The organism is Sneathiella marina (assembly GCF_023746535.1).
Classification (GTDB): Bacteria; Pseudomonadota; Alphaproteobacteria; order Sneathiellales; family Sneathiellaceae; genus Sneathiella; species Sneathiella marina.
Window position 1 is genome coordinate 2053612 of the sequence record NZ_CP098747.1, and the last position, 12015, is coordinate 2065626.

At 45.4% G+C, this 12015-nt stretch carries 12 protein-coding genes; 5 read left to right on the forward strand and 7 right to left on the reverse strand.

Translation table 11 applies throughout. The features are described 5' to 3' along the window. Positions 1 to 106: 106 nt before the first annotated feature. The gene (locus tag NBZ79_RS09780) at positions 107 to 3766 is read right to left on the reverse strand and encodes a vitamin B12-dependent ribonucleotide reductase (RefSeq protein ID WP_251932199.1); all 3660 of its coding nucleotides are present in this window, start codon (positions 3764 to 3766) and stop codon (positions 107 to 109) included. A gap of 455 nt (positions 3767 to 4221) precedes the next feature. Between NBZ79_RS09780 and NBZ79_RS09785 the strand changes: the two genes are divergently transcribed. Genes NBZ79_RS09785 through NBZ79_RS09795 form a run of 3 tightly spaced genes read left to right on the forward strand, consistent with a single transcriptional unit; the run spans position 4222 to position 5554 of the window. Then, positions 4222 to 4587, forward strand: coding sequence for an NADH:ubiquinone oxidoreductase subunit NDUFA12 (locus NBZ79_RS09785; protein ID WP_251932200.1), 366 nt, complete (start codon positions 4222 to 4224; stop codon positions 4585 to 4587). Between the two features lie 47 nt (positions 4588 to 4634). Then, complete coding sequence (gene mlaD / locus NBZ79_RS09790; RefSeq protein WP_251932201.1) at positions 4635 to 5084, forward strand: outer membrane lipid asymmetry maintenance protein MlaD; 450 nt, start codon at positions 4635 to 4637, stop codon at positions 5082 to 5084. Positions 5085 to 5137: 53 nt separating this feature from the next. Continuing rightward, complete coding sequence (locus NBZ79_RS09795) at positions 5138 to 5554, forward strand: DUF2155 domain-containing protein (protein ID WP_251932202.1); 417 nt, start codon at positions 5138 to 5140, stop codon at positions 5552 to 5554. Here NBZ79_RS09795 and aat read toward each other — a convergent pair. From aat to aroQ, 4 genes are read right to left on the reverse strand one after another with little or no spacing between them, the layout of a single operon-like run. Continuing rightward, on the reverse strand, positions 5491 to 6141 hold the full coding sequence (gene aat, locus NBZ79_RS09800) for a leucyl/phenylalanyl-tRNA--protein transferase (RefSeq protein ID WP_251932203.1): 651 nt from the start codon (positions 6139 to 6141) through the stop codon (positions 5491 to 5493). The two genes, NBZ79_RS09795 and aat, sit on opposite strands and share 64 nt — an antisense overlap. 14 nt (positions 6142 to 6155) lie before the next feature. After that, the gene (gene accC / locus NBZ79_RS09805) at positions 6156 to 7496 is read right to left on the reverse strand and encodes an acetyl-CoA carboxylase biotin carboxylase subunit (RefSeq protein WP_251932204.1); all 1341 of its coding nucleotides are present in this window, start codon (positions 7494 to 7496) and stop codon (positions 6156 to 6158) included. A gap of 14 nt (positions 7497 to 7510) precedes the next feature. Continuing rightward, positions 7511 to 7972 carry an acetyl-CoA carboxylase biotin carboxyl carrier protein gene (accB, locus tag NBZ79_RS09810; protein ID WP_251932205.1) on the reverse strand — a complete coding sequence of 154 codons (462 nt, stop codon included), beginning with the start codon at positions 7970 to 7972 and terminating at the stop codon, positions 7511 to 7513. A gap of 20 nt (positions 7973 to 7992) precedes the next feature. Then, positions 7993 to 8433, reverse strand: a complete 441-nt coding sequence (aroQ, locus tag NBZ79_RS09815; RefSeq protein ID WP_251932206.1) for a type II 3-dehydroquinate dehydratase — start codon at positions 8431 to 8433, stop codon at positions 7993 to 7995. Positions 8434 to 8689: 256 nt separating this feature from the next. Between aroQ and NBZ79_RS09820 the strand changes: the two genes are divergently transcribed. Continuing rightward, positions 8690 to 9448 (forward strand): DUF3750 domain-containing protein, encoded by a 759-nt coding sequence (locus NBZ79_RS09820; protein ID WP_251932207.1) that lies wholly within the window; start codon positions 8690 to 8692, stop codon positions 9446 to 9448. Here NBZ79_RS09820 and NBZ79_RS09825 read toward each other — a convergent pair. Further along, a complete protein-coding gene (locus NBZ79_RS09825) occupies positions 9445 to 9894 on the reverse strand; it encodes a MarR family winged helix-turn-helix transcriptional regulator (RefSeq protein ID WP_251932208.1) in 450 nt (149 codons plus the stop codon). The two genes, NBZ79_RS09820 and NBZ79_RS09825, sit on opposite strands and share 4 nt — an antisense overlap. Before the next feature lie 98 nt (positions 9895 to 9992). Between NBZ79_RS09825 and hppD the strand changes: the two genes are divergently transcribed. Then, complete coding sequence (gene hppD / locus NBZ79_RS09830; protein WP_251932209.1) at positions 9993 to 11051, forward strand: 4-hydroxyphenylpyruvate dioxygenase; 1059 nt, start codon at positions 9993 to 9995, stop codon at positions 11049 to 11051. Between the two features lie 14 nt (positions 11052 to 11065). Here the strand turns inward: hppD and NBZ79_RS09835 are convergent, their stop codons facing one another. After that, entirely contained in the window at positions 11066 to 11851 is a 786-nt protein-coding gene (locus NBZ79_RS09835) for a DsbA family protein (protein ID WP_251932210.1), read from the reverse strand. Between the last annotated feature and the right edge of the window lie 164 nt (positions 11852 to 12015).

Here is a 12015-nt window from a genome sequence, read left to right on the forward strand (position 1 = left end):
AAATTTACGCTACTGGTTACGCTACTCTTTTACGCTACTGGGTACGCTACAAAACTCTTATATTTCAATTACTTGCAAGAAGAAATTGACTTAACTTAGCTGCTCCTTACGAACATCCGCTTGTTGAGCCGCAGGTGTCGCATTTCATACAGGTTCCATTTCTAACCAATGTGAAGTTTCCGCATTCGCCGCAACTATCTCCTTCATATCCTTTCATCCTGGCTTCCATAACCTTATCGGCTTTACTGGCACCAGTATTTGATCGTGAGGCCTGCGGTGAGGAGGGAGTAGGCGACGGCATGGTCTCCGCTGCAGAAACCGGTGCACCGCTTGCCGCCTGCGCCATGTTCATGGACATTGAGGATAATCCGCCTTGCAGCACTTCAAAATTGTTGGACCGAACATATCCCGTAGATGCCAAATTGATAACGTTATCCAAGGGCATTTGAGCTTGAGAGATTTCATCTTCGGTAATTTTCGCTTGTGCATCTCCGGTGCCGAGACTGTCCGTATATAAATCATCAACAGAGACATGAGCCAAATCATTCCGGCCGAGGTAAGAAATAGCCAACTCGCGGAAGAGATAGTCAAGGATGGAGGTAGACATCTTAATGGCATCATTTCCTTCCACAATTCCTGAAGGCTCAAATCTCGTAAAAGTATAAGCTTCAACGAATTCTTCTAGAGGAACGCCATATTGCAGGCCTATGGATATCGCGATTGCAAAATTATTCATTAAGCTGCGGAAAGCGGCGCCTTCCTTATGCATATCGATAAAGATTTCACCTACGCCACCGTCATCATATTCACCGGTTCGTAGATATACTTTGTGACCGCCAACGACAGCTTTTTGGGTATATCCCTTGCGACGGGTTGGCAGCTTTTTACGTTCTGAAACCAACCGCTCGACGATACGCTCTGCAACGACGTTACTCGCTGCAACTGGTGCAGATCTTACTTCATCATTCAAATCCTCCAGATCGTCTTCATCGAATGACAGCGCGCTCAAAGGTTGGCTCAATTTGGAACCGTCTCGATATAATGCATTTGCTTTCAATCCAAGCTTCCAGGAAAGTAAATACGCGTCCTTGCAATCTTCGACAGTAGAACTATTGGCCATATTAATTGTCTTGGAAATGGCGCCTGAGATGAACGGTTGCGACGCCGCCATCATCCGGATATGACTGTCGACAGAGAGTAATCGCTTGCCGATCCTTCCGCAAGGGTTGGCGCAATCAAAGACCGCAAGATGCTCATCTTTTAGTTTAGGTGCGCCTTCTAATGTCATGGCACCACAACAGTAATTATTGGCAGCCTCTATATCAGTCTTGCTAAATCCAAGGGCGGCCAACATATCAAAATTATAGTCATTCAGGTCATCTTCTTTAAGGCCCAAAGTATGTCGGCAAAAATCTTCACCAATCGAGAATTTATTAAAAGCAAACTTGATATCAAAACTGGTGGCGAGGTCTGCCTCAATGCGCATCAGGATTTCGTCTGTAAAACCCTTTTCCCTTAAAGCGTCGTGATTCACTCCCGGAGATGACTCCAGGGTACCGTGACCTACGGCATAATCGACGATTGCCTTGGCTTCCAGCTTATTATAGCCCAAATGCGCCAAAGCTTCGGGGACCGTGCGGTTAATAATCTTGAAATAGCCGCCGCCCGCCAATTTCTTGAATTTTACGATAGCGAAATCAGGTTCAATTCCTGTCGTATCACAATCCATTACGAGGCCAATGGTTCCCGTCGGCGCAATTACAGTTGTTTGGGCGTTTCGGAATCCGTGAGCTTTTCCCAACTCCAAAGCCTGATCCCATGCGTTCCGCGCGGATGAGATTAATCCGGCTTCCGGGCAATTTTCAGTATCAAGCGGGACAGGAGTTACGGATAGAGATTCATATCCCTCCGTCATGCTATAACAGGCATTCCTGTGATTACGAATAACCCGCAGCATGTCTTTGGAATTTTTCTTGTATCCTGGAAATGCACCTAACTCCGAGGCCATTTCTGCGCTTGTCTTATATGAAACGCCTGTCATTACAGCTGAAATGGCACCACAAAGGGCGCGTCCCTCGTCAGAATCGTAAGACAGACCCTGAGCCATCAGAAGACCGCCAATATTGGCAAATCCGAGCCCGAGTGTTCTGAATTTATAGCTTAGTTTGGCAATTTCTTCTGATGGAAATTGCGCCATCAGGACGGAAATTTCAAGTGTAATAGTCCAAATACGAACTGCATGTTCATAAGCCTCGACGTCAAAGCTCTTGTCTTTGCGGCGAAATGTCATCAGGTTCAAGGACGCGAGGTTACATGCCGTGTCATCAAGGAACATGTACTCAGAACAGGGGTTGGAGGCATTAATTCGCCCATCCTGGGGGCAGGTGTGCCAATCATTAATGGTTGTGTCATATTGCAATCCCGGATCGGCGGATTGCCAAGCACTTTCACCAATCATTTCCCACAAATCTCTGGCTTTAATTGATTTAGCAACCTTTCCATCCGTACGACGGATCAGATTCCAATCGCCATCTTTCAAAACTGCTTGCACAAACTCATTCGTAATCCGAACCGAATTATTGGAATTCTGACCGGAGACACTCAAATATGCATCTGAATCCCAATCCGTATCATAAGTTGGAAAATCGATCTCGGTATAACCCTGCCGCGCAAACTGGATGACCCGCTGGATATAGTTTTCCGGGACCATGGCTTTCCGTGCGCCAATAATCGATTTCCGCAATGCTGGATTTTCAGAAGGATTAAAGGCTTCGTCACCATCGAGTTCGGTACAGGCTTTAATCACGTTATTGAGATGGAGGTTGCAGAGCTTCGAGCCCGACACCAGGGACGCTACTTTTTGCTCTTCTATCGCTTTCCAGCCGATATATTCTTCGATATCCGGATGGTCGATATCCAAAGTTACCATTTTCGCAGCGCGACGCGTTGTGCCGCCTGATTTAATGGCGCCGGCAGCTCTGTCACCAATTTTAAGGAAACTCATCAAACCTGAAGACTTCCCGCCACCTGAAAGGCTTTCACCCTCACTCCGTAAATTTGAAAAGTTCGTACCGGTTCCTGAGCCGTATTTGAAGAGCCGTGCTTCACGCACCCAAAGGTCCATTATGCCACCTTCATTCACCAAATCATCACTGACTGACTGAATAAAGCACGCGTGCGGTTGTGGATGTTCATAGGAATTAACGGATTTTTTGAGTTTTCCCGTTTTAAAATCGACATAGGAATGTCCTTGTGCCGGTCCCTCAATACCGTAAGCCCAATGCAGGCCGGTATTGAACCATTGTGGTGAATTTGGAGCCCCCATCTGGTTAGCCAGCATAAACCGCATCTCATCAAAATATGCCTGGGCGTCATTCTCCGTATCAAAATAACCACCTTTCCAGCCCCAATAGGTCCAGGTGCCAGCTAGGCGATCAAAAACTTGCGTAGCGGAATTTTCACCAACGATGCGGTCTTCTTCATCAAGAGTATCGAGCGCATCAATATCAGCTGTTTGGCGCCATAACCACTCAGGGACATCAGATTCAGAAACAGGTTTCAGCTTTGCGGGAACACCAGCTTTTCGGAAGTACTTTTGAGCAATAATATCGCAGGCTACTTGTGACCAGCTGGCAGGGACATCTATGTTTTCCAGCTTAAACACGATCGACCCATCAGGGTTTCGTATTTCACTTGTTGTCTGTCTGAATTCTATGTTGGCGTAAGGTGAAGAATTTTCATCTGTAAATCGCCGCTCAATACGCATTTCTAACTACCTTCCAATCACATGCTAATCACTGTTACTGGCTTTGGGAGGAGAAAATCAATAGCCAGAATTATGGTTAATTTACAATTCCGGATCGCTTCCAAATACTACATATAGTAGCTACTTCCCCCCTGGGCGCTAGGATCGTGCCGTGACAGAAAATTGAAGTCAAGGGAGCAGGCACAATATATTGTAGTATTTTGACTTGACTAATCGATATGTGGCAGTTTTATGGTAATTTTGTGAAATGGCTTTTTGATTATTGTTCTTGAAGGGTTGCACAAAAACAACAGGCGTTCATTCCTCTGGTTCCACGAATAGAATCAAATCTGTTTAACGGTGAACCTGAATACTGTTTCTTATGTTGTGTCGAATGAAAGTTACACTGGACGAAACGGGTGCAGAATGCCATATTCCGGGCAATTGATTAAGTTGAGTCGGCGAGAGAGTGACACATGGCAACGATAGGGACACGGTTGTTTACATGGTGGAACGGCGAGCAAGTTGGAGAAGACATGTTCGGCAACCGCTACTATAGGGAAAAGGGCAAAGCTACAGGCCCTGTTGGTCGCGCACGCCGCTGGGTTATCTATAAAGGAAGGCCGGAAGCATCCAAGGTACCACCCGCATGGCATATTTGGCTGCATTATACGACGGACGATCTGCCAGACCAGCAGCAGCTTGAACAAAATACTTGGCAGGAAGAGCATTTGCCAAATTTAACCGGAACGGATTTCGCCTATCGTCCGGGAGGCGCGATTAATCAAGCTGGCCATCGGCAAAAGGGGTCAGGGGATTACGAAGCCTGGAAACCGAAATAAGGTGAATTGTCCATTACAGGTATATGGAATGTCGCAGGAGATAAAGTATGAGCAGTAATATAGTAGAAACTGTAATTGGGGCCGTGGTTCTGGCTTTTGCTGCAATTTTTCTAGTATTTGCTTATCGTACCGCTGATGTGGGGCCGCGTAGTGGGGGAATAAACGTTACCGCGGCCTTTGACAACGTAGATGGCCTGAACGTCGGTAGTGACGTGAGGATGAGTGGCATAAAGGTTGGGGCAATTACATCTCAGATGCTTGACTTGAAAACATATCGTGCGGTTATCAATATAAGCCTGAATGAGGATATCCAATTACCCGAAGACAGTTCTGCAAAAATAACGTCAGACGGTTTGCTTGGAAGCAATTATCTAGCGCTGCAACCCGGCGGGTCGGATGATATGCTCAAAGATGGTGGAACAATTTCCTATACACAAGGGGCGGTGAACCTTCAGGACCTTATCGGGCAAGCTATTTTTAGCAGTAACAAAAAATAGCAAATGGTCAGCTCTGATTTTATTCGATAATTTTGAGGTTTTTCAGTAAGGGTATGACGTCTGTGAAAAAAAGCTTTCCCCTGCTTGCGATTGTTCTGGTGGCTTTTATTGCAACATCGACAGCAAAGAGCGAAGACTCAATAGAAGGAGATATTGTTGTCCTCCGAGCTCTGGACAAAGTTACGGCCCGTACTCTTGACTTATATGTGCCGATTGACGAAATGGCAGAATTTGGAAGCCTGTCCATTCATCCTCGTAAATGTCTGAAACGCCCCCCTGAAGAACCACCAGAGACATCAACTTTTCTTGTTATTACGGAAGTGAATGAGGGTGTGGATCCCATACGATTATTTAGCGGCTGGATGTTTGCTTCAAGCCCAGCCATCAATGCACTAGAACATCCGGTTTATGACGTTTGGGTGATCGATTGCAGGATATCCGAACCGGACGCATCCGCTGGTAAAGAGTAAAAATTCGATTTTACTTTTAGGGCCTGATCCAGGCGTTTGTGATACTCGGCCCTATCAATTTCGATCGCACCGAATTTAGCGAGATGCTCCGTCATAAACTGGGCGTCAAGAAGCGTAAATCCACCGTATTTCAGTCGTGCAACAAGATAAGTGAGTGCAATTTTACTGGCATCTGTAACGCGCGTGAACATGCTTTCACCGCAAAATACACCAGCAAACGAGACGCCATATAGCCCGCCTGCCAATTTTCCTTCATGCCAGCATTCAACGGAATGTGCAAATCCCCGGTCATGTAGTTCCGCGTATAAATCAAGTATGGTCTGATTGATCCATGTCGTATTTCTTTCGGTTGTCGATTCAGCACATTCCCGCATCACTTGCCCGAAATTCTGATCGACGGTTACCTTAAAGGGCATCTTCCGTATGGTTTTTGCCAGGCTTCTGGGAACGTGAAAAGCCTCCAGCGGGAAAATTCCGCGCCGCTCAGGGTCAACCCAAAACAACTCCGGGTCATTCCGGTCATCAGACATAGGGAAAATGCCATTGGCATAGGCATTGAGGACAATATCAGCAGTGAGGGGCATCATGGTAGTCGATAAGTCTACCTATTCTCGATGAATTTTTCCAGCCAATGAATGTTGTAGTCGCCCTTTTGAAACTCCTCATTTTGCAGAAGCTCCTGATGCAGAGGTAGTGTCGTCTTGATGCCGCTTACAACAAACTCTTCCAATGCTCTGTTTAAACGCAACAAGCATTCTTCACGGCTATCGGCATGAACAATCAGCTTTGCGATCAAACTGTCATAGTAGGGGGGGACCATATAACCCGCATATAAACCGGAATCCACACGCACACCCAATCCGCCTGGAACATGAAATTCATTTACAGGACCTGGGCTTGCGGCAAAAGTAACAGGATCTTCTGCTGTTATCCGGCATTCTATCGCATGTCCGGAAAAAGTAATGTCCTTTTGCGTAAGTGTTAAGGGTAATCCGGCCGCAACATTTATTTGCGCCTGAACAAGATCGATGCCTGTAACCATTTCGGTTACGGGGTGTTCGACTTGCAACCGTGTATTCATTTCAATGAAATAGAACTCATCATTTTCATAAAGAAACTCAATCGTTCCGACGCCTTCATATTTCATATCTCCAATCGCCTTTGACACTGTCTCACCTATGCGGACGCGGGCATCATCACTGAGTGCCGGTGAGGGCGATTCTTCCAGGGCTTTCTGATGCCGTCTTTGAAGAGAACAGTCACGTTCTCCCAAATGGACAACATTGCCCTTACCATCCGCCAAAATCTGAATTTCGATATGGCGGGGACCGCTTAAATATTTTTCGATATAGACGGCATCATTTCCGAATGCGAGGTTCGCTTCAGATCGCGCGGAAGAAAATGCTTCCGATATTGTATCAGGTCCGGTTGCGACTTTCATACCGCGACCGCCACCGCCAGCAGAGGCTTTAATGATTACTGGATATCCGATATCGGCAGCAACCTGTTCTGCATCAGCTAATGTAGTGATTTCGCCTTCCGAGCCGGGCACACAGGGCACGCCGAGTTTGATCATGGTCTCCTTGGCGGCAATTTTGTCGCCCATCAAGCGGATATGATCTGCGGTTGGCCCAATAAATTTAATACCGTGGGCTGTAACGATATCAACAAAATTTGCATTCTCCGATAAAAACCCATAACCCGGATGTATCGCATCGGAATTGGTTACTTCTGCCGCTGCGATGATTGACGGAATATTGAGGTAACTTTCTGTCGAGCTCGGTGGTCCAATACAGACACTTTCGTCAGCCAAACGAACATCCATGGCATCAGCATCGGCCGTTGAATGTACAGCAACTGTTTTGATACCCATTTCGCGGCAAGCGCGATGCACTCTCAAGGCGATTTCGCCGCGATTAGCAATCAGAATTTTTTCGAACATAAAATTTCAGTCGCCTATTCAACAATTACGAGAGGTTGGCCGAATTCTACAGGCTCTTTATCAGAAACCAGTATTTCCAGCACTTTTCCATTTTTTGGTGCTGCGATGGGGTTCATGGTTTTCATTGCCTCTACAATAAGCAGAGTTTGCCCTTCTGAAACAGAGTCGCCAACCTTAATAAAGGCGGGAGCAGTAGGTTCAGGTGACATATAGGCAGTACCTACCATCGGTGATTTAACGGCTCCTGGATGGCTGGTGGCATCTGTAGCAACAACAGGCGCTTCGACAGGCGTTGGTGTCGCAACAGGAGTGCTAACAGCTGCATGAACGAGTGGAGCAGGAGCCGTAACGGAAGTTGATCTCGAAACACGAAGACGGTGATCTTCTGTTTCTATTTCAATTTCACCCAAGCCTGTTTCATTCATGATCTCTGCAAGCTCGCGGATGGCTTTTTTATCGATGTCTAGTTTACTCATAATGATCTAGTTTCTCTTGTTTACACGTCAAAAATGTCGGCAAGCGCGTCCATGGCTAAAACATAACCCTTCGCGCCAAAACCGCAGATGACACCAGTAGCAACCGGTGAAATGTAACTGTGATGTCGAAATTCTTCTCGAGCAAACACATTGGATAAATGAACTTCAATAGTTGGTATTCCTGTTGCCTTTATGGCATCCATGAGCGCAATTGAAGTATGTGTATATGCCGCAGCGTTCAAAATAATTCCGTCAAACTCACCGGCAGCATTCTGAATTGCGGCAACAAGCTCACCTTCGACATTGCTCTGAAAGAAATCTGTTTTAATGGTCAGTCTATCGCCGTACGTTCTAACGGTATCCTCAATATCTTTCAAAGTTATTGAACCATAAACGTCTGGTTCCCTCGTTCCTAGAAGATTCAAGTTTGGGCCATTAATAACTAAAACCGACGCCGCCATGTTTGATCCTGATTGACATACGTATTTCTCGACAGACCTCCTTATAATGAACTTTATCAAGATGTAAAAGCAGTGATACAGATATTTTAATGAAAGGTATTAGGTAATAAAACACAAAGAAAGCATAATTTCGCTCCATTATAGGTATCAAGTAACAGTGCGATTTAAGAAGGAAATGTGCCTCCCTCGCGCAAGAGTGATCCGGATTTCTAGCTAAATTGAGTATGATTGAGCTTCTGTACTATTGGAAAGGGATGTGACCAGGTTGTTCCGAAATAGTCTATTTGCCTTGCTAATCCTGTTTGTTTTATTTGCTTTTCCGCAAATGCTGGCTTTTGCAGAAAACATAGGGAATCAAAAAAATTCCTGGTGGGAGGCCAGAAGGGACAGTGCGGATTTATCTCCTTCTCCCAAAATCTATCCCGATGCCATCGTGCAGGTTTTTGGGGCTCGCACCTGGGGCTGGCGCGGTAATTTTGCAGTTCATACTTGGATTGCCTTGAAAAGACAAAATGCGCAAACATACGAAAGGTACGAGATTATTGGATGGCGCGCGTATAACGGTGGACAAGCCTTATCGTATCGGACGGGTGCCCCAGATAATTTCTGGCACGGAAATCCCCCTGAGTTGCTGTCTGACGTTAGAGGTTCCATGGCGGAATCCATAATTGAGAAAATTGACAAGCTTATCGATACTTATCCGCATAAAAGCGACTATGTCTTATGGCCTGGACCAAATTCAAACAGTTTTGTTGCCCATATCGGACGGAATATACCAGAGCTTGGGCTGGAGTTGCCACCTACGGCGATCGGCAAGGATTATATTGTTGATGGTGATTTAATAAGCACACCTGTGAGCGGGCAAGGGGTCCAGTTATCCCTTTTTGGATATGGAGGTTTTGCAATAGGTCCGAACGAAGGAGCTGAACTCCATTTACTGGGTTTAACTTTGGGATATGATTTTGAAGATCAGGACTTGAAGTTGCCTGGGCTAGGACGAGTAAGCCTCAATTAGAAGATTTTATCTTCCTGGAGACTTTCCGCTTTAGAATCAAGTCGGTTCAAAAAACTGTCCAGCAACTCAATTTCTTCGGCATTAAAATCCTTCAGTAACCTGTCTTCATATTGCTGTGCCAGAGGGACGATTTTTTCCAATACTTCACGCCCTGATTCTGTCAAATACAATAACGATGATCGTCTATCAGTTTTATGGGCTTGCTTTGTTATACGTCCGGACTTTACGAGCCGGTCAACAGCACGACTCATCCGCACCTTATCCAGTGAAGCCTGTATACCTATAGCCTGCGCTGTTAGACCCTCCTCGGATCCTAGGAGAGCAATAATACGCCATTCTGGAATGGTTAAATTGAATCGTTCTGAATAGATATTCCCCAGGTTCCGGCTAATAAATCCAGATAGCTTCGTTAAGCGATAGGGTAGAAACCGTGGTAAATTTAACATTTTAAATCCGTTTTCGGGCTTGACTTTATGGGCGCTGAAAGCCATCTTACAGCAATATAGTTGCAATTGTAACTACTTTATAAATTCAAGAGGATATTATGACTGATCTTTGGGAAAATCCGATGGAGACAGACGGGTTCGAATTCGTGGAATATGCTGCACCTGATCCAAGGGCATTGGGTGATTTATTTGTCTCGATGGGATTTCGCCCGGTTTCAAAACACCGCTCCAAAGATGTCACTCTTTACAGGCAGGGTGATGTCAATTTTATCGTCAATGCCGAACCGGATAGTTTCGCGCAGTCTTTTGCAAGAATTCACGGACCCTGCGCCTGTGCAATGGCATTTCGAGTAAAAGATTCAGCCAAGGCAATACAGAAAGCTGAAGAACTGGGAGCCTGGGTTGTCCCATCAAACGCAGGTCCCATGGAGCTCAATATTCCAGCTATTAAGGGAATAGGGGATTCATTAATTTATCTTGTCGATAGATATGGCGACAAAGGGTCTATTTATGACGTGGATTTTCTTCCAATTGAAGGCGAAGACCGTCATCCTGTTGGCACCGGCCTGACATATATTGACCATCTTACGCATAATGTTCACCGCGGTAGAATGGATGAATGGTCAGAGTTCTATGAACGTCTATTCAATTTCAAAGAAATTCGATATTTTGATATAGAGGGTAAGCTTACCGGCCTGAAAAGTAAGGCGATGACCAGCCCCTGCGGTAAGATTCGCATTCCAATAAATGAAAGTTCGGATGACAAATCACAGATTCAAGAGTACCTAAATGCATATCGGGGTGAGGGAATACAACATATTGCTCTTGGTACCGGTGACATCTATGAAACGGTTCAGTCAATGCTGAAAACCGGGTCTGTTTTTCAAAACACGCCAGATACGTATTATGAGCAGCTGAATGAGCGCGTAAAAGGCCATGGTGAGGATATCGAGAAGCTAAAAGACTTACAGATATTGGTTGATGGCGCGCCGACGGAAGATCAGGGTTTATTACTGCAAATATTTACGCAAAATGTAATTGGTCCTATTTTCTTTGAAATAATTCAGCGCAAGGGCAATGAAGGCTTTGGCGAAGGAAATTTCCAAGCCCTATTTGAATCAATTGAACTAGATCAGATTCGGCGCGGCGTTATTTGAAGGATCACGCAACCCTAGTTAGTGGCTGTCGTTTTCTTTTTTTCACGGGCCGCCACTATCAACTTCTCCATCTGCTCAGCTGTTGCGGCACCAGGATAGAATGTATCCTCAATAACAAAGGCCGGTGTTCCATTGACACCAAGTTGCTGGGCGAGGGAGTAGTTTTTCCGAATGATATTCTGGACAGCCTCTCCTTGCATATCCTCTTCCAGCTTTTGGACATCCAGCCCGACATCAGAGGCAATGTTTAGGATACGATCCTTTGTTAATCCACCACGAACTGCCATCAGGGCTGTGTGAAATTCCATATATTTTCCTTGAGAAATCGAAGCTATCGCCGCTTGTGACGCCAATACAGAATCTTCACCCAAGATCGGAAATTCCTTCAAAACAAGACGGATATTGCCATCGTCCTCCACTGTTTTCATCAGGTCAGGGAAATTTCTCTTGCAATAACCGCAACGATAATCAAAAAACTCGACAATTGTCACATCTCCATCGGGATTTCCCGCAACAAAGCTTGAGGGGTCATTTTTCAATTCATCGGACAGGGAAGCAAGGGTTGCGCTTTGCTGTTGCGACGCTGCAAGTTGCTCCTGCGCTTTTAATTCTTCAATTACATCACGAAGAACATACGGGTTAGCCATTAAGTACCCTCGGACTTTTTCACCAAATTCTTTATCGGCAACAGGTGTAGATGTTGCTTTTAGACCATATTGGTAAATTCCAAATCCTATCAATCCAACGAGCGCGATGATTGATCCGATACTGAGAACGCTTAATTTGCTGTTACCTGCCATTGAGTTTCTTTCCTTTAAATATCGAGCGCGATTATGATAGTTAATCGAATTTTATCAAGGAACTTTAATGTGAAGTAAGCTTGATGAGACGGAATACAATAGGACTTTCCTGTATTGCCGAAAATTCTGTGGCACTATCCAAATCTCATGGCAATGTAGATTTC